Below are 25,891 nucleotides of genomic sequence, written 5' to 3'. Positions count from 1 at the left end.
CATGTTCAGCACGGTCTGAATATAACTAAACTAAATGAACATTTAGCGTAGTTATATTCAGAAGCAACCAAAGAGGCAGGTGGCGAGGTGAATAAAAGGGCGCATCAAGCAGCCGTCGCCTGCCTGGCTAGGTCAAGTGCCGGGGCCTGAGTGCCTTGCAACCTGTCACAGTAAAGGCCCACACCTTGTTCGACGGTCAATGTCGCCGCCTCGTAGCCTGCAGCGCGCAAGCGTTCCAGATCGGCACAGGTGTAACACTGGTACTTGCCACGCAAATGCTCAGGGAATTCGCCGTATTCCAGAATGCCTTCCAGCAAGGCGATCTCCAAGGACAATGGGGGTTGATGCTGGTACCCGCGCAGCCGATTGATCACCGTCAGGGCGACGTCATTAAACGACTGGGCGCGCCCGCTACCGACATTGAAGATACCGCTCAACTGTGGGTGATCAAGGAAGAACATGTTGACCTTGACCACATCATCCACCGCAACGAAATCACGCAGATGGCCACCGCTGGGATAGTCCCCATAACTGCCGAACAGGCTGACTTTTCCATGGGACTGATACTGATTGAAGCAATGCAGGGCGACTGACGCCATCGCACCTTTGTGCTGTTCATGTGGGCCATACACGTTGAAATAACGCAACCCGACGACCTGGCTGCGCGCTGTCATCAAATGCCGGCGTACCTGTTGATCGAACAGGTACTTGGAATAGCCATAGACGTTTAGCGGGCGCTCACACTCACGTTGTTCGCGAAAATCCTGCCCGGCGCCATAGACAGCTGCCGATGATGCATATAAAAGCGGGACCTGTTGCTGCTGAGCAGACGCCAGCAACTCACGGCTGAACCGGTAGTTGTTGTCCATCATGAAACGACCATCAGCCTCGACGGTGCTTGAACACGCGCCTTGGTGCAGCACAGCACGCACCTTGCCAAACTCACCGCGAGCAAAGCGATCGAGAAAATCGTCTTTGTCCAGGTAATCGGCAATTTCACTGTCGGCCAGGTTACGAAATTTGTCGCCATCGGTCAGGTCGTCGACGGCGATGATGTCGGTTTCGTTGCGCTGGTTGAGCGCTTGAACGAGATTGCTGCCGATGAATCCTGCAGCACCGGTTACGATGATGGTCATGCCAGATTCCCCGTGAGGGTGCAGAGCCCGCATTTTAACCAAGGCGACTTGAACCAACCTTAACCTGGATCAACGGAAGGACCGGTTTCGATGAATCAGGGATTCGTGCAGCTCAACATCTGGGCACTCACGGCGCAGTGACGAAATACGAATGTTCGGATAATGCATATTATGTTAAATCACTCATACCTCATTGATGCGTGTGCCTTATTGCTCCACTGACGGTGCAGCAAGCCTTTATCAGTAAGCGTCCGGGAAAGGCACATTGCGATGCGCTAAGCTGTAATCCATTTCAGGATCGAGGTCTCAGCATGGAATGCCACGTTCGTCCCGCTACGAGCAGAGATGCCGCAGCAATAAGCCGCGTAGTTATAGCCGCCCTGCGTGAGTCAAATTCAAAGGACTATGCACTTGACGTGATCGCTCAGGTTGAGCAGAGCTTTTCTCCTGAAGCCATCACCACGCAGCTTACGAAGCGTAGGGTCTTCGTTGCCTTATTGGGCGAAAACATTATTGGCACTGCCGGTCTCGACGGTGATGTCGTCAGAAGTGTTTTTGTTGACCCAGCTCACCAGAAAGGCGGTATCGGGCGGCACTTGATGGATGTAATTCATACAACCGCTGCCAGCGCCGGAATTGAAGCTGTACGTGTGCCATCGTCGATTACAGCTGAAAAGTTTTATACCGCGTTGGGTTATCAGAAAATCCGCGACGCGTTTCATGTGGCGGAGCGCACCATCATAATGGAGAAGCGGCTGTAGGATTAGCCCAGGCTATTTAACCCTCTCGGTTTTGCCTAGGAAATACGGGGCTTTGGGGCTTTCCACTCAATTCGCTATCACATCTTCGTTAAAAAACTAGACAAGGAGCTGATGCCAATCACCTCCTTGTCCGCTCGGATCAGACGCTGATTGGATCTACCTTCTCACCATCAATCTGCATCTCAGCTAGCGCTTTAGCCACGACATCACGACCAAGCACACCGTCGTCGGCCAGGGCCTTCAATGCAGCCAACACGACGAACTGCCGATCAACTTCAAAATGTCGACGCAGCGCCTCGCGGGTATCTGATTGTCCGAAGCCATCGGTGCCCAGTGCGACGAAGCGGCGATTTCCGACCCAGGGGCGGATTTGGTCGGCGTGGATTTTCATATAGTCGGTGGAGACCACTACCGGCCCAGCGTGACCGTCCAGCAATTGGGTCAGGTAAGGAACTTTCGGAACTTCCAAGGGGTGCAGAAGATTCCAACGCTCAACCTGCTGTGCCTCACGACGCACTTCGGTCAGGCTGGTGGCACTCCAGACTTCGCTGCTCACGCCATAATCACGCTCCAGGATCTGCGCAGCGGCGATGACCTCCGGCAAGAGAGCACCGCTGCCCATGAGCTGGACATGCAGATCCTTCTTGACCTCTCGCTCAAGTGGCAGTCGATACAGCCCTTTGAGAATCCCCTCCTCCACACCTTCCGGCATGTCGGGATGAGGGTAGTTCTCGTTGAGTACGGTGATGTAGTAATAGATGTCTTCCTGCTCGACATACATGCGGCGCATGCCGTCATGCACGATCACAGCCAGCTCGTAGGCGTATGTCGGGTCGTAGGAAATACAGCACGGCACAGTAGCCGACATCACATGGCTGTGGCCATCGTCGTGTTGAAGGCCCTCGCCCATCAGCGTGGTGCGCCCTGAAGTTGCACCAAGCAAGAAACCTCGTGCACGGGCATCGCCGGCCGCCCACAGCAAGTCGCCCACGCGCTGGAAGCCGAACATCGAGTAGAAGATATAGAACGGTAGGGTCATCACACCGTGGTTGGCGTACGAGGTACTAGCCGCTATCCAGGATGAAGTGGCACCGGATTCGTTCAAGCCCTCCTGCATGATCTGCCCGTCCGCACTCTCCTTGTAGTAGGACAACGTGCCGGCATCCTGAGGTATGTAGAGCTGACCGACATGGGAGTGGATACCAATCTGCCGGAACAGACTCTCCATACCGAAGGTGCGTGATTCGTCGGGCACGATGGGGACGACTAGCTTGCCGATGTTCGGATCTTTCAGCAGCGTGCTGAGGATCCGCACGAACGCCATGGTCGTTGAAATGGAACGGTCGCCGGTGCCTTTGAGCTGTCCTTCTAATGCGGACAGCGGCGGAATCTGCAACGACTCAACCTGTGCATAACGAGCCGGAACATAACCACCCAAACTTTCGCGGCGCCCTTTCAGATACCGCGCTTCCGCACTTGCTTCGTCGGGCCGCAAGTAGGGCAACTCGCCGAGCTGATCGTCACTCAACGCCAGGCCGAAGCGATCACTGAAGGCTTTCACTGCCTCTGCGCCCATCTTCTTGAGTTGATGATTGATGTTCTGCCCTTCACCCGCTTCACCCATCCCGAAGCCTTTGACCGTTTTGGCCAGGATGACAGTGGGACGACCCTTTTGGCGGGTTGCTGCTGCGTAAGCGTTATAGACCTTGACTGGATCATGGCCACCACGTGCAAGCTTCCAGATCTGCTCGTCGCTGATGTCGCTGACCAGGTCCAGCAGCTCCGGGTACTTGCCGAAAAAGTGCTCACGCACATAGGCACCGTTCTGGGACTTGTAGGTCTGATACTCACCGTCGACGCACTCCATCATGCGCTGACGAAGCAGCCCGGTCTTGTCCTTGGCCAGCAAGGCGTCCCAGCCACTTCCCCAGATCACCTTGATGACGTTCCATCCAGCGGCGCGATAAAGGCTCTCAAACTCCTGGATCACCTTTCCGTTACCGCGAACAGGCCCATCCAGACGCTGCAGGTTGCAGTTGACCACGAAGATAATGTTGTCGAGCTTCTCCCGCCCGGCCAGGGAGATCGCCGCCAGCGATTCGGGTTGATCCATCTCGCCATCGCCCAGGAACGCCCAGACTTTACGGCCCTGATGTTCCTTCAGTCCACGGTTTTCAAGGTATCGCATAAAGCGCGCCTGATAGGCGGCCGTAATGGGCCCCAGGCCCATAGAGACCGTGGGGAACTGCCAGAACTCTGGCATCAGGCGCGGATGAGGGTAAGAAGAGACGCCGTCACGATCAGTTTCACGACGGAAGTTGTCCAGCTGTTCTTCGGTCAGCCGGCCCTCGGTGTAAGCACGGCCATAAATGCCGGGCGCCGAATGCCCCTGGATGTACACCATATCGCCCGCGAAGCGCTCGGTACGCCCTCGGAAGAAATGGTCAAAGCCAACGTCGTAGAGTACCGCCGCCGAGGCATAGGTCGCGATGTGCCCACCCACGCCTGAATGCTTGCCTGCGCGGAGCACCATGGTGAGTGCGTTCCAGCGGATATAGGCATTGAGGCGCTTCTCAATGTCGAGATCTCCCGGGTAGGGCAACTCGCGCTCCGGTGCAATGCTATTCACGTAAGGCGTGGTCACTCGACCATGGAAATCTCCGTGTACAGAAACGTCAAAGTCGAGAAGCTGGTCGATCAGGAAGTGCGCCCGGGGCCGCCCCTCCACTTCAACGACCGAAGCAATCGAGTCAATCCATTCGCGGGTCTCTTGTGGATCTTCATCGCGAAGCGGGTAGCTGTGCGCCATCGATAACTCTCCTTGTGTGGCTCGGCTGGTCGTTGTTCAACCAGCACCTTGTTGCATTTGCAATTGAATCTATCGTCAATCGAGCTATGATTGCAACTGCAATAACAACCTCGTTCTGGAGACGTCATGACCACCCCCACGCCAGACCTCTGGTACAACTTCATTCGTGCGCATCGCTGCCTCATCCGGGAAATCGAACGTCGCCTGGCTGAAGAGAACCTGCCGCCCTATGCCTGGTACGACGCGCTGTGGGGAATCGAAAGTGGGGAGGATGGTGCCCGTCGCATGCATGAACTGGCCGACGTGATGGCCATCGAGCGTTACAACCTTACCCGCCTGGTTGATCGCCTGGAAAAGGATGGACTGGTAGTGCGGAAAAAAGCGGCAGATGACGGCCGAGGTGCGATCGCTCGCATCACCGACAGCGGTCGCGATCTTCGCAAGCGGATGTGGACGGTTTACAAACAGTCCGTCGAGGAGCTTTTTCTGGCGGAGTTCAGTGATGAGCAACAGAGGTCGTTTGCGCTAGCCCTGGAAAGTGCGAGCCGTAACGCCCGCACTAACAGGCGTGCTAATTAGTCCAGTCGGTAACGCCTGACTGCCCCGCTTACCCAAGAACTGTCGGCTACGCCCCGGCGAACCAAGGCGCGCAGTGCGGTCAACACTACCCAATGACGATTGAGGCGTTGGCTAGGCTCCAGGCTATCCGCACCCAAAGCCGTGAACGGCGCAGTGACATGTGCAGCAAGTTGCGCAGCCACGAATTCATCGTACCCCGTCACCGCGATGACAGGCGTGTCTGCCGTGCCAAGACAGAGTTGAAGATGGCAGTTGGGCAGGTTCTCTTCTCTACGCAACCGTTGAAGACGAGCTCGCCTTTCTGCGTCCCGGGCAAGTCTGGTATAGCTCGGGCAACTCCATACCTCGGCTTTGATCCCCCACTCCGCTCGCAGCAGCTCGGCGGCTGCACATACCTCGCTAAGCATCGACCCAGCACCTAGCAGCCGAACAGATACTTCTTCGTCGACACCCTCAGACAAACGATACATTCCCAGGTAAGCCTGCGAGCGATCACATACCCGCCCTTCCCCTGGTTCGTCATGCAAAGTCATGTAGCAAAAACCAGGAGCTCCCTCCACGTACAACGCTTGCAACGCCCCAATACAAATAGCTTTGACTTCATCTCCACACGCGGGGTCGAAAGGTATGCATCGGCGATTGGATGCCAACCACAAGGGTAACCAGGGATGCGCTCCTTTCGCCCAACGGGACTGCGAAGACTCGATGTCGTTGAGGATGATGCCTCGCTCAGCAACCTGGGCGGTTAGCATCGACATTTGGGCGGATGTCGGTGACTGAGTCATGTAAAACAGCGGGCGCTCGGCGGCACGTGACTGCTCGCTAAACCAAAGGGGCCAGGCGCTGATCGCCGTGGTGCTCAACTGCTCGCTTATCCGATCATTGATCAAACCAAACTGCCCGCGGGTGCTGGAGCCGGTCTCAAGTCGCTTGAGAATATCGACAGCAGTTCCCAGGGGTGAGCCCGGCGCCCCTTCCCTTTCTTTGTAGCCTCGTTCGATGTGGCGAATGCAGGCCTGTGCGGCCGATATGGTGTCAGGGGTACGCTGTAAGCGAAGGTTGTCCATCCATGAAACTCCTCATGCGGTGTGCAATAGGGATAATCCAAGCTAGTTGCAAATGCAACCAGAAAGGATGGATCCTATGAGCTAGGCCTGAATTGAGGAACCAAGAATGAGGGCGAAGAAAACGGCGCCCGAAGACGCCGTTGCGGATAGGTAGATCAGCCTACCGATTTCAATATCAGTTTATGTGCTGTGGCCATTCGGTTACCGGCGATGGAAACATGGCAGCACAGCTCCACAGGGCAACAGGCTTACCCCGCTGCGATTGACAGTGGCACCACCCTATTGGTCACCTGCCTTTGGCTGAGGTAGCGGGTGCAGCTTACCCTCAGGAACGAGGCAAAATTCACCACTTCTCCGCGGTAGTCCATGACCTCCTCGTACAGCTTGGCGATGAGCTGATTGGTGCTGACACTGTCCGCTGCAGCAATCTCGGTCAGGATGTCCCAGAACTGGTTTTCCAGACGCAGGGTGGTGACCACGCCCCGGATGCGCAAGGAGCGCGAGCGCGATTCATAAAGGATCGGGTCTGCCTTCACATACAGCTCACACATGGTGCCTCCGCTGGCTTTACCTGGCTAAGTCACGTCGAGGGCATACGCCCACGCCTGAAGGTACCGCCCCAAAGCAGCATATGGGTAATACACCGCTATTACACATGTCCATTGTGCTTTTGGGGCGCACGTAATAGCCACTTATTACCCATCAATTTCTCATACTGCCATCCTGAGTGCATAACAACACCACAGGAAAGCCTGATCATGCCGAAATTCCTTCACACCATGATCCGTGTAGGTGACCTGGATGCCTCCATGCGTTTCTACGGACAAGCATTCGATCTGCAGGAATCCCACCGCCTTGAGTTCGACGACTTCTCGCTCGTCTACCTACGCGACCGGCAAAGCGGCGCCGAAATCGAACTGACCTGGAACAAGGGCCAAGACGGCTACACCCACGGCAGTGGGTATGGCCATGTCGCCTTCGCAGTAGAAGATCTCGATCACCATCACGCTCGCTTGAGCGAAATGGGGCTCTCTCCTGCCGCCATCAAGGAATTCAAGCGTGGTGAAGCGCTGCTCGCTCGCTTCTTCTTCATCCAGGACCCGGATGGCTACAAGATCGAGGTGTTGCAGCGCGCCGGCCACTATCAGTAACGCAGCCACACGCATCAGACGCCTGGGCGTCGTCTATCAATATTGCGCGGCAAACGCCAATCCCCAACAAAGCAGCACCCGTGATGTCAGGCTCCTAATAAAAACAACAAGGAGAACAGCATGCAGGATATACAAGCCAGCCGCCGTAGCTTTCTGAAAGGCAGCGGCGGAATTCTCTTGGGCACGTTGCTTTTCACCTCCGGCCCCATCGCCCTGCTCGCCCCCAGTACAACCTGGGCGCTTGAGATGAAAATGCTGAACAACGATCAAGCCGCACGACTGATGGTTATAGTGCGCCGGATCTACCCTCACGATCAGATGGAAGACGCTGTGTACGCCTTTGCGATCAAAGCCTTGGACGACCGCGCCGTGACAGACCCATCCATTCTTCCCCTGCTTGAACAAGGTCTGAACGAGCTGGACAAGTCAGCTGATGGCGCCTGGCTGAATCTGGATGAGCCGCGCCAATTGGCCGTGCTCGAGTCCATCCAGACCACCCCGTTTTTCACTTTGGTCAGGTCAGTCTCGGTCAATGCCCTGTACAGCAACGAACTCGCCTACCAGCACTTCGGCTACGAAGGTGCCTCTTTCCCCAAAGGCGGTTACCTGATGCGCGGCTTCAACGACTTGAAGTGGCTACCTGCCGCCCCTACCGAAGCCAGCCCATCCGCCTTTTCCTGAGGATGCGTACATGACCACATTCAATTTCGACGATGACTCGGTAGTGGTGATCATCGGCTCTGGTGCGGGTGGTGGAACACTGGCCAATGAACTGTGCCAGAAGGGTATTCCAGTCGTCCTGCTGGAGGCTGGCCAGCGCCAGTCCTCTGCCACTTTCATCAATGACGAATGGCCCTCGTTCGAGCAATTGTCCTGGGGCGATACCCGTACTACCTCGGGCTCTTGGCAGATCGCCAAGGACTTCCCGAACCTCCCCGCCTGGATCTGCAAAACGGTGGGTGGAACTACCACTCACTGGGCAGGTGCCAGCCTTCGATTCCAGGAGCATGAATTCCGAGCGCGGCAGACCTATGGCGACATCAAGGATGCGAACCTGCTCGACTGGCCATTGACGCTCGCTGAACTGGAGCCCTTCTATGCAAGGGCCGAAGACAAGATGGGCGTGACGCGCACCAACGACATTCCTGGGCTACCGGGGAACAACAATTTTCAGGTGATGTACAACGGTGCTCGCAAGCTTGGCTACAAAAAGTGCAGTACCGGCCACATGGCGATCAACAGCCGTGTCCGCGCAGGACGCGCTCAGTGCATGCAACTTGGCTTTTGCTTCCAGGGCTGCAAGATGGGGGCAAAGTGGTCAACGCTGTACACCGAGATCCCGGCAGCGGAGGCCACAGGCAAGCTCGAGCTCCGTACGCAGGCGCACGCAGTAAAGATCGAGCACGATGCAAAAGGGCGAGCCACCGGTGTGGTCTACGCAGATGCGCAAGGGCGTCTGCAACGCCAAAAAGCGCGACTTGTTGCGGTCGCAGGCAATGCCATTGAAACCCCTCGCCTACTGCTTAATTCGACCAGCACATTGTTCCCTCATGGTATTGGCAACGGCTCCGGGATGGTCGGTAAACACTACATGCGCCATACCACCGGATCTGTGTTCGCAGAGTTCAAGGACCCTGTGCATTTCTATCGCGGCACCATCATGGCCGGCCTGATCGGTGACGAGGTGCACTTCAATCCCGACAGGGGCTTTGTCGGAGGCTACGAAATGGAAACCATCTCGCTTGGCCCTTCCTTCATGGCTGCGTTCTTCAACCCCGGCGCCTGGGGACGCGACTTCACCCGCGTCATGGACAACTACACGCATCTGGCTGGCATGTGGCTGGTCGGTGAGGACATGCCCCGGGAATCCAATCGCATTACCCTGAGCGACAACGTCAAAGACCGCTTTGGCATTCCTGTGGCCAACGTGCACTACGACGACCACCCCAACGATATTGCAATGCGCGAGCACGCCTATCAGCAAGGTAGCGCGGTCTATGAGGCCGTCGGTGCACTGAAGACCCACCGCGTACCACCCTACCCCTCGACTCATAACATGGGCACTTGTCGTATGAGCCACAAGGAAGCCGATGGTGTTTGCAACAAATACGGGCAAAGCCATGAAGTTCCAAATCTGTTCATTTCAGATGGCAGTCAGTTCACCACCAGCGCAGCCGAGAACCCTACCCTGACGATCGTCAGCCTGGCGATTCGTCAGGCGGAGTACATTGCCGATGCTCTGAGGACGCATGCGGCATGAATACCATCGCCGACAACCGCCTGGAGATTTGCGCAATCACGGCGTTTACCGACAACTACATCTGGCTTCTGCTCGATCACTCAAACCAGGCCTGTGCGGTTGTAGATCCAGGTGATGCCGGGCCAGTTCAAGCCTGGTTGGCTGAGCATCCCGGCTGGGCGCTCACCGATGTGCTGATCACTCACCATCATAGCGACCATGTGGGCGGTGTCGAGAAACTGAAGTCTGCGTTCGATCTGCGCGTGCATGGCCCTGCAAACGAGCCGATCCCTGCCAGGGATCGGCCACTGAAGGACGGTGATTCAATCCAGGTACTGGGGCGAACCATTCGCGTGATCGGGGTGCCTGGCCATACTTGCGGGCACTTGGCCTACCACCTGGTTGATGAGGATGTGCTGTTTAGCGGGGACACGCTGTTCAGCGCCGGCTGTGGGCGCCTCTTCGAGGGTACGCCGCTGCAGATGCTGACGTCGCTCGAACGCCTTGCCGTGCTCCCAGAGCAGACGCGGGTGTATTGCGCACATGAGTACACTCTCTCCAACCTGCCCTTTGCTTTGGCTGTCGACCCAGGCAATCAGCAAATCGCCGAGCGCTTGGCTGAGGTCAGCGAAATCCGCAATCGCGGGCAGTGCACTTTGCCTACCTACATTAGCGTTGAACGCGCAATTAACCCGTTCCTCCGTGTGCGGGAAGCGAAGATCGTTGAGGTTGTCCAACGCCAAGCGGGCCTGGCCATCACAACCGCCGAAGAATGCTTTGCTGCCATGCGCAAGTGGAAAGACAATTTTTGAACAACAAGAAGAAGATCATCCATGAGAAAAACACTGCTGATTGCCGCTACAGCCTTCATGATTGCTTCTGCCCAGGCAGGCCAAGAGCCTGAGGCCGTATTCGCGAAAACCTGCGCCATGTGCCACAACAGTCAACTCCCCAACGCGCCTAAGAAAGGTGATGTCGCTGCATGGCAACCACGCCTGGCTCAAGGGCAAGACGTACTGCTCAAAAACGTAGTGAATGGATTGAGTGTCATGCCACCACGTGGACTCTGCAGTGACTGTAGCGACGAAGACCTCGCGGCTACGATAGGCTGGATGTCCCGCTGATGACCGAAAGGAGCTCTGATTTAACAACGGTTATTTCAAGAGCTCCTATGGATGTCTTGCGCTTCAGTCACACGCTTGATTTCAGCGCGAGGCCGAGGCAGCAAGGCTTGTTGGCCATCGTTCGTATAGCCGTGTACACACTGCTCTAAGCGCCAGCAGATATCCCTCCACCCCCAATCCTGCAATCACGCCATTAGCCACGGTGGACATGATCGAGTGTCGATGGAGCTCATCGCGGGCATGAATGTTCGAAATGTGGACTTCCACCAGTGGCGCCTTGATCAATTTCAGCGCATCGAGCACCGGGATTGAATTAAACGAAAGGCCAGCCGGATTGATGATCACTGCGGCGTTCTTGTCGAATGCCTCCTGGATCCAGTCAACCATCACCGCTTCGCTGTTCGTTTGACGAAACTCGCAAACCAGATCCAGCTCGTTTGCAAGCTGCTCACAGCTTTGCTGAACCTGCTGCAGGGTCGTTGTGCCGTAAATTTCCGGCTCGCGGCGACCCAACATGTTCAGGTTGGGGCCATTCAGGACAAAAACTGCGCGACTCATGGTATGGCTCCGCTTTCACTTGAGGTATTGAGGGGAGTTGCTGAAGGTTACGTTCTCTGCTGGTTCGGACTTGCTGAGATCGATTCCGCGGGTTTCTGGCCCTATCAGGATCATCGCAAGCGACACCAGGTTGATCGCAGCGCATATCGCGACGAGCAACCATGGCGAATTGCCGGTCTGACTCATCAGCCACACGGCGAGGATAGGCATCGGGCCGCCAATCAGCAGGTTGGCGCCGGTATAAGCCAGGGCCGAGCCGGTGTAGCGCACGTTGGTTGGGAATGCTTCGGCGAATGCAACGGGTTGGATCCCGCTCTGGAACTGGGTGAATCCAAGGAACAGTCCCATGGCGGCCATGATCATGGCGGGTTGCTGCGTGTTCAGCATTGGGAAGTACACCAGCAGAATCCCGAGGGTCATGCATGAGCCGAAGGCGAGCGCTTTCTTGCGTCCCCACCGGTCACTGAGGTACCCGCCAGCCAGCGCGCCAAAAATCGCGCAGACGTTAGCCACCATCAGGGACATGAACCCCATGGACTGCGGCATACCGAGCCCGAGGCGATCAGCTCGCCGTTGTCACGCCAGGCTTCGCTGGCCGCGACAATCATCAGTTCCGCGAGGGTGAATTCACAGGTAGTCGACATTTTCATCCTCCTCAGAATACTGGCAGGGCCAGGGAGCCCATGCGTTCGGCACCGCCGTTCTGCTCTTGATAAGCCCGCTCACCGGCCGCCACATACTGCGCAACATAGGCCTGCCAGCCGCCCTCTTCACCGGCACTGGCGGCATAGCGTTTGAGGTGGCTCAGGTCCCAGCCATACTCGGGCTGGCAGGCGGTCGGGTGGGCGCCGAACGGTGCATGGATCACGCCACTGACCAGGTACCGCTCAAAGGTGTTGCAGCGTGCCTGTTCGGTGGTCAGTTCCAGTCGTTCGTGCAATTGCTCGCAAGACACGAAGCACTGCTGGGCCGCGCGAGCGAACAGGTGGTCGAAATACGGGTCTGGGCCGGTCACCAGGGTGTTGCCCAGGCGGTCGGCGACGTTGACGTGGACAAACGCCACGTCCAGGTTCAGGGCGGGCATGGCCAGCAGCACTTCACCGTCGTCATACGGCGACTGGATGGTTTTAAGTTCAGGGTTCAACCGTGTGACATCGGTGGCCAGGCCGCAGCGGGTCGGTAGAAACGGCAAACGCATGGCCGCTGCACGCAGGCCCCACTGGAACATGCCTTCATCCACCTCTAGCAACTCCAGCCCACCGGCTTCGCGGGCTTTGCGGTAATAGGGTTCCAGCGGAATGGCATCGAGGGTGGCAAAGCCGAACACCAGCTTCTTGACCTTGCCCGCCGCACACAGCATGCCCACTTCCGGGCCACCGTAGGCGACCACGGTCAGGTCCTTGACGGGGGACCGCAGAATCTCGCGCACAACCGCCATCGGCTTGCGCCGTGGCCCCCAGCCGCCGAAGCCGATGGTCATGCCATCGCGCAGGTGCGCCACGGCATCGGCCGCCGTCATTTGCTTGTTCATTGCACATCTCCTTGCTGTTGGCCGACGGAAAAGTCATGCCCCCACAGGCTTACCCGGGTAAATTCGAAGGCCGAGTGCTCAGCCCAGTCCACTTGCAGGCCGCCATAGCCGTACTCCAGGTCGAAGCCGGACGGGGTCTTCATGTAAAACGAGGTCATCCGGTCATTGAGGTGCTGACCGAGGGTCGCCGACAGCTGCACGTGATGGGCCAGGCGCCGGTCATGGGCGCGGCCCACTTCAGTCATCGAACCCACTTCCACCATCACGTGCACGCAGCCTGAAGGCACCGCGTACTCCGCCAGCGCCAGCGAGTGATGGCGGCTGTTGCGGCAATGCAGGAAGTGAATGCGGATTGGCGGTGCTGCCGGGTCGGGGCGAAAGTTGAAGATGTCCGACAGCTCGAAGCCCAGCACGTCCTTGACGAAGGCCAGGGTCGCGTCAAAGTCCGGGGCCGGCAGCACGGTATGGCCCAGGCCCATGTCGCCGGTGACAAAACCCGGTACGCCTTGCGGCGAAATGAACGGCAGGCAATCGGAACGGTGCCCCCAGCTCAACTCGTGGCGGTTGCCGGAGGGGTCCAGGACACTCACCAGTGCCTGTACGCCACGCTGCTCGATCTCGGCGGCAGAACCTGCTTGCCAGCGCACACCGTTTTGCTCCAGTGCCTGCAATGCGGCGTTGAATGCCCGCTCGCTGGCCAGCTCCCAGCCTGAGGCCAGGTACCCTGCCTTGGCGCCTTCGACGATGAGCATGCGAAACGGCCGATCGTCCATCTTCACGTACAGTCCGCCACTGGGCGCGGGCACCACCATCATGCCCAGCACGTCTTCGGCATAACGTTGCCACTGACTGAGGTTTTCGATTTGAGCGACAAAGTAGCTCAGCCCCCGGATATCCATCATGCCCTGCTCCTCAATGACTGGACCGTTGTTGGTCTTCATTGTGCTGAGGGCAGGCCTGGTGCTCATCGTCCGTTGAGACTAAGCAGTTGATCTATCGGGAGTACTGAAATGCAGGCGGTGGAAACAGGCTTGCCCCGCGACAGTGATGCGCAGGCACAACGCATCGCATCGCAGGGCAATCTCGCGCCTTCGGAGGGGTTACATGTACAGGATTACCAGGTCGTTGATGACCGAGGGCCGATCACTGCCGACGACGTGGGTATTCACCTCCAGGGTCAACTGGGTGCCGCGCTTGACCCGCGCCACCTGCTTGACCCTGGCCCGTGCATGAACCCGCGAGCCCGCCGGCACCGGCGCCGGGAAGCGCAGGCGGTCGGAGCCGTAGTTGACCATGGTGCTGAAACCGGTGATCTCATAACCCAGCGCCAGCTTGAGCCGCGACTGCAACACCTGTACCAGCGCGCCGTGGGCAATGGTGCCGCCAAACGGGCTGTCCTTGCGTGCACGCTGCGGATCGGTGTGAATCCAGTAGTCATCACCCGACAGCGCGGCGAAGGCATCGATCAGTGCCTGATCGATGACAATCTGGTTGCTCCAGGGGCTGAAGGTTTCATTGACCAGGCTCTGCAGTGCCACCTCATCATCCATGGCGACCAAGCGCACAGATGCTGCTTCACCCTGCTCCGGCGGTTGCGCCTGAGGCACGCCGTTGTAGCGCTGTAGCGCCGTGCTGTCCTGGTCCGGACCGGTAAAGCGCAGTAAACGCGTACCCTTGGCGTCGACTTCGGCAAACACCGGTTTGAGCCGCATGCCGATGCGGATCTGATCCTCTTCAAGCCCCACCAGGGTGGTGTTGATTCGCACGCCTTCGTCCAGTTCGATGACGGCCAGCTTTTGTGGCATCTCATCGGCAAAATCCGGCAACGTGGCAATGCGTGCCACGGTGAAGCTGTACAGGGTGGCGCTACCACTGACTTCGCGCCAGCTCAGGTCATGGGCCAGGCACTGCGGGCAGTGCCTGCGCGGGTAGAAGACCCAGTGTTCACAAGCATTACACTGTTGTATCAACAGGCGCTGTGCCTTCAGGCCTTCCCAGAACGGCGCGGAAATTTCAGTCGGCACCGGCATTGGCTTATTGTTCGACATGCGGGTCATGCTCCCTGAAGTATCAACGCGGCCTGCTCACTCATCACGCCACCGGTGCCGGACACGTAGACAGCGTCGCAGCGTTCAAGCTGGCGCTCCCCCGCCTCACCGGTGATCTGCGTGACAGCCTCGATCACCTGTGACATGCCCCCGGCAGCGCCGGCCTGGCCGAAACTCAACTGGCCACCGTGGGTGTTCATGGGGAAATCGCCGCGCCAGGTCAGGTCATGCTCGCGAACAAACTGCATGCCCTCACCCTTGGCACAGAAGCCGGCGTCCTCCAGGGTCAGCAACGCGGTAATGGTGTAACAGTCATAGATCTGCGCCGCATCGACATCGCCCGGTTTGAGCCTGGCCATCTCGAAGGCGCGGCGCGAAGCAGGCCCAATCGGGGTGTTGAGCATGTTCTGGGCATACGAAGGTGACTTGAACGCCAGGTGCTCACCGAAGCCTGTGATGAATGCCGGGCGCTTGCGTGCACGTGCGGCCACTTCTTTGGAGGCAATGATCAATGCCGCGCCACCGGCCACCGGCATGACAATCTCGAGTACGTGCAAAGGATCAGCCACACGCTTGCTCGCCAGCACCTGCTCGATCGTCAACGGCTGGCCATGGAACATCGCCTGGGGGTTGGCCAAGGCATTGGTACGTTGATCAACGGCAATCTTGGCCATGGCCACCGGGTCGTAACCGTACTGCGCGGCGTAGCGCTGGGCGATCATGGCGTAGCCGGTGTTCTGGCCCATGTGGCCGTAAGGCAGATCGAACTCCGCCTCTGGCGCGCCAAAGGCGGTACTGTGACCGCCGTAACGCATGGCGCGGGCCATTGCCCCGGGATCTTCGTCGGGGCCCATCGGCGCCAGGCGCGCCGGCATCACACACAGCACCGCCTGGCACAGGCCCAGCTCGATCGCCGCGGCCGCGCGCCAGACCATACCCACTGCGGTACAACCACCAAGGTCGACCACTTCGGCGAAATTAACAGACAAACCCAGGTATTCAGCGGCCATGGCCGGCACGAACACCGAAGCTTCGTGGAAGTGCGGGCCATTGATCACCAGGCCATCGAGGTCGTCGGCACGCAAGCCGGCGTCGTGCAGCGCCTGCGCTGCCAGGTCGGCCACTTGCTCAAGATGGAACATTCGCGGCGCTGTGGCGTACTTCTCGGGTTTGTATTGCGCGGCGCCGACAATCGCCGCATGACCTTTAAGACCCATGTATCCCCCACTCGAAGGCTGTGTGCTTGAGGTTTTTGTCTTGCGACCATGCCACAGGTGCCGTGGCGAGTGATCGTCCATTTTGACTAGAACAGCGGCCAGCGTCAGGGTTGACTCACACCTGACGCCGGCGCGCTAATCAGAAGCTGTATTTGACCGAGAATGTACCGTAGTCGCGGTCTGCCAGCAGGCGCTTGACCGGGTCAGCGTCGCCCAGGTAGCCGGTAACCCGCAGGGCGACTTCCAGGTTGCCCAGGTACTTGAAGGTGGCGCCCAGGCTCAACCGGCGATCACCCTGCAACCCGGAGATGGTCCCGGCCATCGGCGTGGCACCACTGAACACGTTGGAGAAGTTCACCGGCACTTCCAGGTCCCAGCCTTCGAACACGCCCGGGTAGCTGAAAGACGCACCCAGGGTGTAGGCACTGGCAGTCTTGCTGCGCCAGCCAGTCGAGGTCTTGTAGGTGTAGTCGTCGGACGGTTGCACCAGCGGCCGCATGGACGGAATCAGGCTGTTGCCTAAACCCAGCAGGTTCGGCGCGGCCGAGGCTTCGTCCACGCTGTCGACACGCACATGCACGATCTCGGCGGTAAGCGAGGTCTGGCTCGCCCAAGGCCGGTCACCCAGAATACGGATCGCCGACAATTGCATTTGCTGGCCCTTGCCACGCGCAGGCGTGGGGCCAAGGCCGGTGTTGACCATCACTGGAGCACCGTCGCGATACGACCACTCGCCACCGATCTGGGTCTCGCCGATTTTGGTCGAGGCACTGATCCCGGTCAGCTTAATGTCTTCAAAGTAGGTAATGCGGTAGCCATCTGGCGTGCCGAAGAACACGCCTGGCCCGGCCGGGACGGCCCGGTAACCCACCAGGGCAGTGGCTGGGTTCTTGTCATGATAATTGACATGAAACAATGACAGTTCCAGGGCGGGCACGGGTCGAAAGCGTATCTGAGCCCCCCACTGACCGCTGTCACGCGGTTCATCGGTGCCCTGGTAGTTGATGCGCGTACCATTGGCCCCGATGAGAAATTCTCGTCCTGGCCCGACCACATCGCTGGTGGACAGGTAGCTGCCCACCGGCGGCAATTCCGTGCCCATCCATTCGTATTGCACGTAAGCGCCCAAGGTCCACTGCGGGTTCAAGCGATACGACGCCGACACCTGGCCGACCGGCAACAGCACTTCCTTGACCTCGACCCCGGGCTGCGCGGCCTTGACCGCATCGGACGGGTTCTGTACACCACTGACGCCGGGGTAGAACAAGCTTTCGCCCCACGACTCGATATGGCGCCCGGCCTTCACATCGAGCATCGAACCATTGTCAAAGCGCCAGCCGCTGAACACATAAGCATCGAGGAACTTGCTGCGCCCGCCGCTGTAATATTTGGTGTCGCTGGTGAACTCGTTATGGTCGCCAGCCTTGTTGACCGTGCCCGGTGAGTCGTTGTCGTTGGAACGATGGTAAACATCATCGTAGAAGGTACTGGCGCGCAGCACCCCGCCGTAGTTGTCCTTGCGCACGATCATCTCGGCCAGGGCGCCGATCCGGTTGGTCACCAGGCTGCCCTTGTCGAAGTTGCGATCGCCATCATCGGCGTTGGGTGTCAACAGTTTGCTTGACGGGTTCGACAGGCGAACCCCCAGGCCGTAGCTGGTGGTCACCGTCCAGTCGATTGTCGTGCCGTTGTCGAACTCGATCGTTTCACCAGACCATGCGGGTGTGCAAACCAATGCGGTTGCCACCACCAGACCCGATAATTCGAAACCCGATACAGCTGGGCCAGCACCATATTTGTTGTTTTTATTAGTCACACTGCCTCTCCGATTAACGACCTGACGGTCGCGCAAAAGTGCAAGAACACCACTCGTTAGCCTCAGCCCACTCACAGCTGCCCTAGCACCGACTGAACGTTGACACCCTCGGGCGTGCGCCCGTAGCGGAACACGCCGGCTGTTTCTTCACGCACCAGTTGCCCCTGCGCAATCAGGTAATTGACATGCGCCAGGGTCTCGCCAATCGCCATCAATTCATCGAAGCGCCCCTTCACCTTCGGAAACAGCTCGGCCATCAGCTCCACGGCACTGCGCGGCGCGGTGCAGGCGGCCAACAGTTGCTGCAAGTGCCCCAGGTGGTGCGCGCGCAGTTGATCAAGGCGCAGATGCAGGTTGTAAAACGGCCGTTCATGCGCCGGTAGCACCAGCACGCTATCGGGCACCTCCCGCAAGCGCTCGACCGAATCCAGCCAGTCGCGCAATGGGTCGGCATCGGGCTCGGTGACCTGCACGCAGACACTGGAGGTGATGCGCGGCAGCACCTGGTCACCGGAAATCAACAGGCCGTCCTCGGCGCAGTACAGGCAGGCATGTTCGGGCGAATGGCCGCGGCCGATCAGGACCTGCCAACGGCGCCCGCCTATCACCAGTTGTGTGCCTTCACTCAGGCGCCGGAAACTGGTGGGCACCTCTGGCCGAAAGTGCGCGGAGCCCAGCAACGGGAACAATGCTGCGGTCTGTTCCTGGTTGAAGCCTGCGCGCTGGTAATGCTGGTAAAACGCCCAGCTAGTGCTGGTGTCACCTGGCGCGCGCAGCTGGTGCATCGCCTGATATTCACTGGCGCTCATGAACACCGGGCAGCGGAAGCGCTCGGTCAACCAGCCGAGCACCCCGACATGGTCCGAGTGAAAGTGCGTGCAGATCACCGCCAGCAGCGGCAAACCACCCAACACCGTCACAAACAGCGCTTCCCAGATGTCGCGGGTCTGCGTGTTGTTGAGCCCGGTATCGACCGCCACCCAGCCCTCGCCGTGGCGCAGCAGGTACAGGTTGATGTGGTCAAGCCCGAACGGCAGCGGCATGCGCAGCCACAACAGCCCTTCGGCAACCTGCTGAACCTCGCCATTGGCTGGTGGCTGCGGCCAGGGGAAGCGCAGGCCTGCGCGCCATTCGTGCCCCTGGGCATCCAGGCTACTCACTGACGTCACCCGCAAAAGCGGCCAGGCCAATGCGCCTTAGCACGTGGGTGCTGTACGGCACATAGCTGCGGCTGCTTTCGTCACGGATGAACAGCGGGTCGCTGAACGCCGTCGGCGCGTAGCCCTGGCGCTGCAGGTCGACCTTGCGCAATTTGAAGGTGCTGGTCAGGTCAGCCGCCGCTGACACCCGCACGAACACCGGCGCCGCATAGCGTGGCAAACGCACCTCGGTCAGCGCATAGAACGCTTCAGGGTCAAATGGCTGGCCAGGCTGCATCAGCACCGCCGCCATGCCGGCGCGCCCCTCTTGCCCGGGCACCTGCACACCGTAGATGTTGATCAGCTCGAGCCCGGCAAAATCCCCCAGCGCAGCCGCCACCTCCAGGGTGGAGACGTTCTCGCTCTTCCAGCGAAAGGTGTCACCGATGCGGTCGATGAAGTACAGGTAGCCGTCTTCGTCATAACGCAGCAGGTCGCCCGAACTCCAATAGGCATCCCCTGGGCGCAAGACATTGCGGCGGATCTTGCTGTCGGTTGCCTCGGCCGAGGTGTAACCCTCGAAGCGGCCGCCGCCGATCTGCGGGTGGTCGATGATCAAGCCCAGGGCTTCACCCACTTCACCCACTTCGCAGAGCTGGTAAAAACCGTGCTCGTCGCGTGGATGGCTGTCGGTTTCAACGTCATAGCGCACCAGGCGCAGGTTGCTCTTGTCCCAGAACGGTATGCGCCCGCAGGCGCCCACATAGTTGTCGACGTTGACCACGTTGGTATTGGACTCGGTAGAACCCCAGCCCTCGAACACCTGGATCGGCCCGAAACGCTGCACCCAGTTCTGCCAGGTCTCGCGCGTCAACCCGGCGCCGAGCATGCAGCGCAGGCCATGGTCGCGTTCGCCGGCCGCCTTGGGCTGGTTGAGCAGGTAGCGGCAGATCTCGCCGATGTACTGGAACACGCTGATGCGGTGCTCGCGCACGTCCTTCCAGAATTCGCGGACGCTGAACTTGCGCCGCACCACGATCGCCGCACCTGTTTTCAGCGCGGTTGACGTCACTGAAGTGGCCGCTGCGCCGTGGTACAGCGGCAGGCAGCAATAGAACACATCGCCGGGCGTGGTCTGCAGAGTGACTTCCATGATGTCGCCCGTCGACATCCAGCGCATATGGCTGTAACGCGCGGCTTTCGGCAAACCGGTGGTGCCCGAGGTAAAGATCAGCAGGCTCGGCGACTCGGCGCGCAGGTCGGCACGCAGGTCACGCGGGAATGGCGTGCACGGGGCATTGGCCAATGCTTCGGCCAGGCCGGTGTCAACCTGTGCAGGCATTGCCCCGGCCCACGCTTGCTCGGCTTCTTCGACCAGCAACAGCGGCAGCGGCGGCAGGCCTTCGGTTGCCAGAACGTTGCCCAGCACTTCCTCGCCGACGAGCATCGCTTTGGCGTCGATTGCCTCCAGCGCGTGCACCAGCGGCCGGCCACTGACCTGGGTATTGACGAAGCCCACCACCACACCGAGCTTGACCAGGCCAAACCAGCAGCAGAAAAACGCCGGGCGGTTCTCCATGGCCAGCGCGCAGACATCGCCGGGGCGCAGGCCACGGGAATGAAATACGTGAGCCAGTTGGTCGGCCCGGGCGTTGACCTGGGCGTAGCTCAAGCGCTGATCGCCATAAATGACGAAAGGCCGCTCGCCGTGGCGTTGCGCCTGTTCTTCGAGGCGATCCGCCAGGGTATAGCGATCCGCAGGTTTGATCCGCGCGGCAGCTTCGGCCCGGCGATCAAGGATGGCCTGGGTTTGTTCGCGGGGCACAACCCCGCGATCAACACTGGACAGCAGGCTTGCGTTGTTATTGAAATTGTTCATCCCTACCTCCGATAAAACCGGCTGTTCATGCAGTCGCCTGGGCGTGGGTCGGATAATCCGAATAGCCAGGCGATCCTTTCGTATAGAGTGTCTTGCGGTCGAAACCGGCTAGGGGCAGGCCGGCACGCAGGCGTTCGACCAGGTCCGGGTTGCCGATAAAGTGGCGGGCGAACGACACTGCGGCGCCCTGCCCAGCTTCTATTGCCGCAGCGGCCGAAGGCCCGTCGAAACCGTCATTGAGGATCAACCCGCTGCTGCTATGGCTGCGCGCCAAGGCAAAGGCATCCAGTGTGGCCAGCGGCGAGCGCATGATGTGCAGGTAAGCCAGGCCAAGCGGCTCGACTTGCTCACACAAGGCTTGTGCAGTGCCGGCCGGGTCAGCGTCGCTGATGTCGTTGTAAGGGTTACCCGGGCACAAGCGAAAACCTACGCGCCCCGAGCCGATTGCCGCCGCCATCGCGGCCAACACCTGGGCCGGGAAACGCACACGGTTGGCTGCTGCGCCACCATAGCCATCACTGCGCTGGTTGCTGCCGGACGCCATGAACTGCATCGGCAGGTAACCACTGGTGCAATGCAGCTCGACCCCTTCGAAGCCGGCTTCGCGGGCGTTCAGGGCTGCGCGCCGGTATTGCTCGATCACGCGGTCAATGTCCTCAAGGCTCAACGCCTGAGGCTCATCGGTATCGACCAGGCCGGCCCCATCGCAGAACACCTGGGTGCGGGCGCGTATCGCCGATGGGGCGACGGTCCGTGCCCCCGCCGGTTTGTTTTGCCAACTGGCGGCGCGGCCCACGTGCATCAACTGCAACACCATGCGCCCGCCGGCATTGCTCACCGCGCGGGTGATCTGGCGCCAACCCTCGATCTGCGCGCTGTCGTAAATGGCCGGTGTGCGGCAATAGCCCAGCCCCTCGGCTGACGGTGCGGTGCCTTCGGCAATGATCAGCCCGGCACTGGCGCGCTGGCGGTAATAGTCGACCATTTCAGCTGTCGGCACGGCCTGTACGCTGGCGCGGCTGCGGGTCATCGGCGCCATGACAATGCGGTTGCTCAGCTCCAGCTCACCCAGGCGCAGGGGTTCAAACAATATGCTCATCGCGAGTCCTCAGCGCACACGAATCTTCGGTGCCGCAGCACCGCGTCGCAGGGTGGCTAGAAAGTGCTCAAGGGGCGCGGCCGGGGCAACATCAGGCAGTTGCTCCTTGTCCGGGCGCCGGGCCCAGAACTCGGCCCACGACGGGAACAGGTCGTGGAAGCTGCCGGCATAGGGTTCACGCCCTGGCCAGCGCATCTTTCGCTCGCCGATCGGCGGCTTGTTGAGGTCGCTGGCGTACCAGTAGCACGGCAGGCGGCGACGGAAGTACCAGCGGCCATCGATGCGCTGGTAGTCATCCCAATAAAGCATTTGCATGGTCACCCACTCGGGGCCGGTCTCATGCTCGTTCTTGGAATACACCACGCCAACAGCATTGTCGGCGTCAAGCAGTTCGATGATGTGCTGGCCCAGGTGATGCGAGGTACCGCTGAACTGATCGCGCAAGGTGGCATCGACCCACGCTTTCAGATGCGCACGGCCAGTCTTTTCGCGGCCAACGCGGATGTCTTCGGCAAACAGATTGACATGGGCATCGAGGTCGCGCATGTCCAGCGACAGCGAGTACTTGGCCGCCAATTGACGAATTTCCTCAATCGACTCAAGCCGGTCGATGCGTGCCAACAACGTGTTCGGTTCCATGCTCATCACTCCAGCACCGTGTAGAGTTCCGAGCTGCGCCCGCCATCCACCGGCACACACGCGCCGGTGATATAGGACGCTTCGTCGCTTGCCAGGAACAGAATCGCGTTGGCTACCTCCTGCGCCTGGCCGATACGGCGCAGCGGGATCAGTTTCTCGGTGTTGCCACGGGCCTTGGCGTCGGCCAGCATGCTCGCGGTTGCCGGGGTTTCGATGACGCCCGGGACCACCACGTTGCAGCGAATCCTGTTGGCCGCCCCTTCGCTGGCTGCAGCTCGGCTGAAGTTGATCACTGCGGCCTTGGCTGCCGAGTAGCCGGCCATCCAGGGCGTACCAAACAACCCGCAGATCGAGGCGATGTTGACGATGGCGCCGCCGCCTTGGGCTTTCATCAGCGCCATGGCCGTGCGCGTGCCCCAGAACGTGCCGTCCACGGTGGTGCGGAAGTTGGCGTGCCAGTCGCCCGTGCTGGTGCTGTCGATGGCACCCCAGGTGTAGGCCATGGCGTTGTTGACCAGGATGTCCAGGCGGCCATGCTGCTGCGCTGCGGCCTCGATTGCGCCGACAAAGGCTTGCTCGTCGCTGACATCGACGACCTGCCAATGGGCCTTGCCACCTGCTTCGCGAATGGTGCTGGCCACAGCTTCCAATGGCGCCTGATTACGCCCGCAGAGCACCACGGTGGCGCCCTCCTGGGCAAAGCGTCGGGCGGTGGCGGCACCAATCCCGGAGCTGGCGCCGGTAATGAAGGCGATCTTGCCTTGAAGTCGTGTGCTCATTGCCTGCTCCCGGTTCAAATGAAGGCCATGCCGCCGTTGACGGCGAGGTTCTGACCGGTGATGAAGCTGGCGTCGGAACTGGCCAGAAACACGGCGGCGCGGGCGATCTCATCGACCTCGCCCATACGGCCTAAGGGGATTGCCTTGAGCATGCCCTGCAGCCACTCATCGGGGATGTCGGCCATCATCGGTGTGTTGGTCGGGCCGGGCACCAAGGTGTTGACGCGGATGCCGCTGGCGGCCAGCTCCCGCGCCATGCTGCGGGTCAGCCCCATGACGCCGGCTTTGGCCGCGCAGTAATGGCTTGGACCTTCGCCAGTCATCGCGGCGGTGCTGGAAATATTGATCACCACGCCCTGAATGGCGTGCTTTTGCATCAGCCGCACCGCTTCACGGCTGCACAGGAAGGTGCCCGTGAGGTTGACCCCAATGACCCGCTGCCAATGCGCGTCCGGGGTGTCGACAAAGCTGTCGACTGAACCGACACCGGCGTTATTCACCAGGATGTCGAGGGCGCCGAAACGGGCTTCCAGCCTGTGCATCGCCGCCGCCACCGAGTCGCTGTCGGCGACGTTGCACGCCAGCGCCAGGGCGTGCTCACCGAGCCCTTCGATCGTCTGCTCGGCAGCCTGCAGGTTGATGTCGACCGCCACCACCCGCGCGCCGGCCTCGGCAAAGCGCTGGGCAATCGCCCGCCCCATGCCTTGCCCGGCGCCCGTGATCAGGGCCACTTTGTTCGCTAACTTCATCGTTGATCTCCCGCAAGCCTTGGCTTCCCCGATCACCGGCGCAACGCGCTGGATGATCGAGCACGGGACAAATCATTAACCCTGTACAAAACCGCAACATCGTCCGATAAGACTACGCAGCCGCGCTTGCCCGCTGTGCCGCAAGCAAGTGGTCTGAATGGACGATGTGCCCGAGCGTGATCGGCGCCACGCTCCTGCTCACTAGAACAAAACCGGGAGCACCCGTCGTGAACTCTTCCAACCGCGTTACCTGGCGTAGCCACTACGCACTGTTCGTGCTGGCCGTGATTTACATCTTCAACTACATCGACCGGCAGTTGATGGCGATCCTGATCGAGCCGGTCAAGGCGGAGTTCGGCATTTCCGACACGGGCATCGGCCTGCTCTCGGGGGTGACATTTGCGGTGTTCTATACCCTGTTCGGCTTCCCCCTGGGCCGGCTTTCCGACCGTATCGGGCCGAAACCGGTTATCGCCGCCTGCTGCATTGCCTGGAGTGTGATGACCATGGCCTGTGGCCTGGCCACCAGCTTCTGGCTGCTGGTGTTGGCGCGGATCGGCGTAGCCGTTGGTGAAGCGGGCGGCACGGCGCCTTCGGTGGCGATGATTTCGCAGCTTTACCCAGCAAAAAATCGCTCCACTGCGCTGTCCATCCTGATGCTTGGCTCAAGCTTCGGCGCCATATTCGGCCTCGGTTTTGGTGGCTGGATCGCCCAGCATTATGGCTGGCGCTCGGCGTTTGTGATCATTGGTCTACCGGGCATCCTGCTGGGGCTGCTGCTGTGGCTCACGGTCCGTGCGCCGAAAATTGCCAGCGAAGTGCAGACCAAGGTCGAAGTCATTCAAGAAGGCTGGGCGAAGACGGTGGCCAAGCTGATGGAAACCCCATCGTTCCTTTGGCTGGTGCTGACCGGCGCGTCCAGCGCCATCGCCGGCTATGCGATTGGCACCTGGAGCCCGAGTTTCCTGATCCGCTCCCACGGTTTGAACCTGCAGGATGCAGGTTTTCTGGTCGGCGTAGTGGGCGGCAGCGGTGCCACCTTCGGCACTCTGGCCTGCGGCATAATCTCCGACCGCATGGCTCGCCGTGATGCCGGCTGGCAGATCGGCGTCCCGCTGCTAGCCACCCTGGTCAGTATCCCGTTCGCATTGGCGTACTTCCTTTGGCCAACCGGCATTCTGTTCCATCTGGGCAGCACCCCGGTGCCGACCGCATTCCTCTTCTATGCAGGCTTTGCCTTCTTTGGTACCTGGTGGGCGACCCCGTGCCTGGGCGCCGTCACACATTTGTTCCCGGCTGCGCGCCTGGCCCAGGCAACTTCAATCTTCGTCATGGCCATGACCCTGCTGGGTGTCGGCGTTGGCCCGCTGTTGATCGGCGTACTCAGCGATCTGCTCGCCCCGTCCCTCGGCACCGAAGCGCTGCGCTACGCCCTGGCCGCCTCCATTTCGATGCTGATGCTCTCGACCGTATTCCTGGGCATGGCCCTGCCCCGCTACCGCGCCCAACTGCAGCGATCGGCTGCACCGACTGCCACCCCTGAAAATGCCGTAACTGCCTGATCAATGGAG

At 59.9% G+C, this 25,891-nt stretch carries 25 protein-coding genes and 1 pseudogene; 8 read left to right on the top strand and 18 right to left on the bottom strand.

Annotated features, from left to right (window positions below; all coding sequences use genetic code 11):
- Positions 1 to 104 precede the first annotated feature (104 nt).
- Positions 105 to 1,136 (bottom strand): ADP-glyceromanno-heptose 6-epimerase, encoded by a 1,032-nt coding sequence (rfaD, locus tag ACK1VC_RS20140; RefSeq protein WP_060517760.1) that lies wholly within the window; start codon positions 1,134 to 1,136, stop codon positions 105 to 107.
- 311 nt (positions 1,137 to 1,447) lie between these two features.
- Between rfaD and ACK1VC_RS20135 the strand changes: the two genes are divergently transcribed.
- Positions 1,448 to 1,897, top strand: coding sequence for a GNAT family N-acetyltransferase (locus tag ACK1VC_RS20135; protein ID WP_016486885.1), 450 nt, complete (start codon positions 1,448 to 1,450; stop codon positions 1,895 to 1,897).
- 139 nt (positions 1,898 to 2,036) lie between these two features.
- Here the strand turns inward: ACK1VC_RS20135 and aceE are convergent, their stop codons facing one another.
- Positions 2,037 to 4,706 (bottom strand): pyruvate dehydrogenase (acetyl-transferring), homodimeric type, encoded by a 2,670-nt coding sequence (gene aceE / locus ACK1VC_RS20130; RefSeq protein ID WP_191087741.1) that lies wholly within the window; start codon positions 4,704 to 4,706, stop codon positions 2,037 to 2,039.
- A gap of 126 nt (positions 4,707 to 4,832) precedes the next feature.
- On the opposite strand from aceE, the gene ACK1VC_RS20125 reads away from it, so the two are divergent.
- Positions 4,833 to 5,285, top strand: coding sequence for a MarR family winged helix-turn-helix transcriptional regulator (locus ACK1VC_RS20125; RefSeq protein ID WP_016486883.1), 453 nt, complete (start codon positions 4,833 to 4,835; stop codon positions 5,283 to 5,285).
- Here the strand turns inward: ACK1VC_RS20125 and ACK1VC_RS20120 are convergent.
- A complete protein-coding gene (locus tag ACK1VC_RS20120) occupies positions 5,282 to 6,352 on the bottom strand; it encodes a transketolase-like TK C-terminal-containing protein (RefSeq protein WP_096426067.1) in 1,071 nt (356 codons plus the stop codon). The genes ACK1VC_RS20125 and ACK1VC_RS20120 overlap by 4 nt on opposite strands.
- 248 nt (positions 6,353 to 6,600) lie before the next feature.
- Complete coding sequence (locus tag ACK1VC_RS20115) at positions 6,601 to 6,903, bottom strand: ribbon-helix-helix domain-containing protein (RefSeq protein ID WP_016486881.1); 303 nt, start codon at positions 6,901 to 6,903, stop codon at positions 6,601 to 6,603.
- A gap of 207 nt (positions 6,904 to 7,110) precedes the next feature.
- Between ACK1VC_RS20115 and ACK1VC_RS20110 the strand changes: the two genes are divergently transcribed.
- The 5 genes from ACK1VC_RS20110 (at position 7,111) to ACK1VC_RS20090 (ending at position 10,866) form a co-directional block, all read left to right on the top strand.
- Positions 7,111 to 7,503, top strand: coding sequence for a VOC family protein (locus ACK1VC_RS20110; protein WP_016486880.1), 393 nt, complete (start codon positions 7,111 to 7,113; stop codon positions 7,501 to 7,503).
- A 120-nt stretch (positions 7,504 to 7,623) separates the two neighbouring features.
- On the top strand, positions 7,624 to 8,184 hold the full coding sequence (locus tag ACK1VC_RS20105) for a tat pathway signal sequence (protein ID WP_016486879.1): 561 nt from the start codon (positions 7,624 to 7,626) through the stop codon (positions 8,182 to 8,184).
- Positions 8,185 to 8,194: 10 nt separating this feature from the next.
- On the top strand, positions 8,195 to 9,763 hold the full coding sequence (locus ACK1VC_RS20100; RefSeq protein ID WP_191087740.1) for a GMC family oxidoreductase: 1,569 nt from the start codon (positions 8,195 to 8,197) through the stop codon (positions 9,761 to 9,763).
- Positions 9,760 to 10,554: a hydroxyacylglutathione hydrolase gene (gene gloB, locus ACK1VC_RS20095; protein ID WP_191087739.1), complete on the top strand. Its 795-nt coding sequence runs from the start codon at positions 9,760 to 9,762 to the stop codon at positions 10,552 to 10,554. The genes ACK1VC_RS20100 and gloB overlap by 4 nt, the downstream gene beginning before the upstream one ends.
- Before the next feature lie 21 nt (positions 10,555 to 10,575).
- Positions 10,576 to 10,866: a c-type cytochrome gene (locus tag ACK1VC_RS20090; protein ID WP_191087738.1), complete on the top strand. Its 291-nt coding sequence runs from the start codon at positions 10,576 to 10,578 to the stop codon at positions 10,864 to 10,866.
- An 81-nt stretch (positions 10,867 to 10,947) separates the two neighbouring features.
- On the opposite strand, the gene aroQ is transcribed toward ACK1VC_RS20090, so the two are convergent.
- The 14 genes and pseudogenes from aroQ to ACK1VC_RS20020 all read right to left on the bottom strand — a co-directional run bounded on the left by aroQ (position 10,948) and on the right by ACK1VC_RS20020 (position 24,320).
- The gene (gene aroQ / locus ACK1VC_RS20085; protein ID WP_191087737.1) at positions 10,948 to 11,424 is read right to left on the bottom strand and encodes a type II 3-dehydroquinate dehydratase; all 477 of its coding nucleotides are present in this window, start codon (positions 11,422 to 11,424) and stop codon (positions 10,948 to 10,950) included.
- A 15-nt stretch (positions 11,425 to 11,439) separates the two neighbouring features.
- Positions 11,440 to 11,949: an MFS transporter gene (locus ACK1VC_RS20080; protein WP_449118025.1), complete on the bottom strand. Its 510-nt coding sequence runs from the start codon at positions 11,947 to 11,949 to the stop codon at positions 11,440 to 11,442.
- Between the two features lie 26 nt (positions 11,950 to 11,975).
- Positions 11,976 to 12,068, bottom strand: a pseudogene (locus ACK1VC_RS20075) (ketoacid CoA transferase); the annotation flags it as partial.
- Positions 12,069 to 12,079: 11 nt separating this feature from the next.
- A complete protein-coding gene (locus ACK1VC_RS20070; protein WP_023049054.1) occupies positions 12,080 to 12,955 on the bottom strand; it encodes a CoA transferase subunit A in 876 nt (291 codons plus the stop codon).
- Positions 12,952 to 13,857 carry a VOC family protein gene (locus ACK1VC_RS20065; protein ID WP_191087715.1) on the bottom strand — a complete coding sequence of 302 codons (906 nt, stop codon included), beginning with the start codon at positions 13,855 to 13,857 and terminating at the stop codon, positions 12,952 to 12,954. Before ACK1VC_RS20065 ends, ACK1VC_RS20070 begins: the two co-directional genes overlap by 4 nt.
- 198 nt (positions 13,858 to 14,055) lie before the next feature.
- Positions 14,056 to 15,003, bottom strand: a complete 948-nt coding sequence (locus ACK1VC_RS20060; RefSeq protein WP_095115429.1) for a bifunctional OB-fold nucleic acid binding domain-containing protein/MaoC family dehydratase — start codon at positions 15,001 to 15,003, stop codon at positions 14,056 to 14,058.
- A gap of 5 nt (positions 15,004 to 15,008) precedes the next feature.
- The gene (locus ACK1VC_RS20055) at positions 15,009 to 16,220 is read right to left on the bottom strand and encodes a thiolase family protein (RefSeq protein ID WP_024717891.1); all 1,212 of its coding nucleotides are present in this window, start codon (positions 16,218 to 16,220) and stop codon (positions 15,009 to 15,011) included.
- Positions 16,221 to 16,359: 139 nt separating this feature from the next.
- Positions 16,360 to 18,036, bottom strand: coding sequence for a DUF1302 domain-containing protein (locus ACK1VC_RS20050; RefSeq protein WP_016486843.1), 1,677 nt, complete (start codon positions 18,034 to 18,036; stop codon positions 16,360 to 16,362).
- A gap of 71 nt (positions 18,037 to 18,107) precedes the next feature.
- Complete coding sequence (locus ACK1VC_RS20045; protein ID WP_016486842.1) at positions 18,108 to 19,196, bottom strand: MBL fold metallo-hydrolase; 1,089 nt, start codon at positions 19,194 to 19,196, stop codon at positions 18,108 to 18,110.
- Positions 19,189 to 21,054 (bottom strand): long-chain-acyl-CoA synthetase, encoded by a 1,866-nt coding sequence (locus ACK1VC_RS20040; protein WP_016486841.1) that lies wholly within the window; start codon positions 21,052 to 21,054, stop codon positions 19,189 to 19,191. Before ACK1VC_RS20040 ends, ACK1VC_RS20045 begins: the two co-directional genes overlap by 8 nt.
- 25 nt (positions 21,055 to 21,079) lie before the next feature.
- On the bottom strand, positions 21,080 to 22,153 hold the full coding sequence (locus ACK1VC_RS20035) for an alkene reductase (protein WP_016486840.1): 1,074 nt from the start codon (positions 22,151 to 22,153) through the stop codon (positions 21,080 to 21,082).
- A 9-nt stretch (positions 22,154 to 22,162) separates the two neighbouring features.
- Positions 22,163 to 22,792 carry a nuclear transport factor 2 family protein gene (locus ACK1VC_RS20030; RefSeq protein WP_016486839.1) on the bottom strand — a complete coding sequence of 210 codons (630 nt, stop codon included), beginning with the start codon at positions 22,790 to 22,792 and terminating at the stop codon, positions 22,163 to 22,165.
- A 5-nt stretch (positions 22,793 to 22,797) separates the two neighbouring features.
- Positions 22,798 to 23,571, bottom strand: a complete 774-nt coding sequence (locus ACK1VC_RS20025) for an SDR family NAD(P)-dependent oxidoreductase (protein ID WP_023049051.1) — start codon at positions 23,569 to 23,571, stop codon at positions 22,798 to 22,800.
- A 14-nt stretch (positions 23,572 to 23,585) separates the two neighbouring features.
- On the bottom strand, positions 23,586 to 24,320 hold the full coding sequence (locus tag ACK1VC_RS20020; RefSeq protein ID WP_016486837.1) for an SDR family NAD(P)-dependent oxidoreductase: 735 nt from the start codon (positions 24,318 to 24,320) through the stop codon (positions 23,586 to 23,588).
- 227 nt (positions 24,321 to 24,547) lie between these two features.
- Here ACK1VC_RS20020 and ACK1VC_RS20015 point away from each other — a divergent pair, with 227 nt between their 5' ends.
- Positions 24,548 to 25,882, top strand: a complete 1,335-nt coding sequence (locus ACK1VC_RS20015) for a spinster family MFS transporter (RefSeq protein WP_016486836.1) — start codon at positions 24,548 to 24,550, stop codon at positions 25,880 to 25,882.
- Positions 25,883 to 25,891 lie beyond the last annotated feature (9 nt).

This window comes from Pseudomonas sp. XP2 (genome assembly GCF_053557975.1).
The sequence above is the reverse complement of the archived record's forward strand: the minus strand, read 5'-3'. Positions and strand labels throughout refer to the sequence as shown.

Coding starts and splice junctions, on each gene's coding strand:
- rfaD (WP_060517760.1), bottom strand. CDS start 1,136: ATGACCATCATCGTAACCGGTGCTGCAGGATTCATCGGCAGCAATCTC.
- ACK1VC_RS20135 (WP_016486885.1), top strand. CDS start 1,448: ATGGAATGCCACGTTCGTCCCGCTACGAGCAGAGATGCCGCAGCAATA.
- aceE (WP_191087741.1), bottom strand. CDS start 4,706: ATGGCGCACAGCTACCCGCTTCGCGATGAAGATCCACAAGAGACCCGC.
- ACK1VC_RS20125 (WP_016486883.1), top strand. CDS start 4,833: ATGACCACCCCCACGCCAGACCTCTGGTACAACTTCATTCGTGCGCAT.
- ACK1VC_RS20120 (WP_096426067.1), bottom strand. CDS start 6,352: ATGGACAACCTTCGCTTACAGCGTACCCCTGACACCATATCGGCCGCA.
- ACK1VC_RS20115 (WP_016486881.1), bottom strand. CDS start 6,903: ATGTGTGAGCTGTATGTGAAGGCAGACCCGATCCTTTATGAATCGCGC.
- ACK1VC_RS20110 (WP_016486880.1), top strand. CDS start 7,111: ATGCCGAAATTCCTTCACACCATGATCCGTGTAGGTGACCTGGATGCC.
- ACK1VC_RS20105 (WP_016486879.1), top strand. CDS start 7,624: ATGCAGGATATACAAGCCAGCCGCCGTAGCTTTCTGAAAGGCAGCGGC.
- ACK1VC_RS20100 (WP_191087740.1), top strand. CDS start 8,195: ATGACCACATTCAATTTCGACGATGACTCGGTAGTGGTGATCATCGGC.
- gloB (WP_191087739.1), top strand. CDS start 9,760: ATGAATACCATCGCCGACAACCGCCTGGAGATTTGCGCAATCACGGCG.
- ACK1VC_RS20090 (WP_191087738.1), top strand. CDS start 10,576: ATGAGAAAAACACTGCTGATTGCCGCTACAGCCTTCATGATTGCTTCT.
- aroQ (WP_191087737.1), bottom strand. CDS start 11,424: ATGAGTCGCGCAGTTTTTGTCCTGAATGGCCCCAACCTGAACATGTTG.
- ACK1VC_RS20080 (WP_449118025.1), bottom strand. CDS start 11,949: ATGTCCCTGATGGTGGCTAACGTCTGCGCGATTTTTGGCGCGCTGGCT.
- ACK1VC_RS20070 (WP_023049054.1), bottom strand. CDS start 12,955: ATGAACAAGCAAATGACGGCGGCCGATGCCGTGGCGCACCTGCGCGAT.
- ACK1VC_RS20065 (WP_191087715.1), bottom strand. CDS start 13,857: ATGATGGATATCCGGGGGCTGAGCTACTTTGTCGCTCAAATCGAAAAC.
- ACK1VC_RS20060 (WP_095115429.1), bottom strand. CDS start 15,003: ATGTCGAACAATAAGCCAATGCCGGTGCCGACTGAAATTTCCGCGCCG.
- ACK1VC_RS20055 (WP_024717891.1), bottom strand. CDS start 16,220: ATGGGTCTTAAAGGTCATGCGGCGATTGTCGGCGCCGCGCAATACAAA.
- ACK1VC_RS20040 (WP_016486841.1), bottom strand. CDS start 21,054: ATGAACAATTTCAATAACAACGCAAGCCTGCTGTCCAGTGTTGATCGC.
- ACK1VC_RS20035 (WP_016486840.1), bottom strand. CDS start 22,153: ATGAGCATATTGTTTGAACCCCTGCGCCTGGGTGAGCTGGAGCTGAGC.
- ACK1VC_RS20030 (WP_016486839.1), bottom strand. CDS start 22,792: ATGGAACCGAACACGTTGTTGGCACGCATCGACCGGCTTGAGTCGATT.
- ACK1VC_RS20025 (WP_023049051.1), bottom strand. CDS start 23,571: ATGAGCACACGACTTCAAGGCAAGATCGCCTTCATTACCGGCGCCAGC.
- ACK1VC_RS20020 (WP_016486837.1), bottom strand. CDS start 24,320: ATGAAGTTAGCGAACAAAGTGGCCCTGATCACGGGCGCCGGGCAAGGC.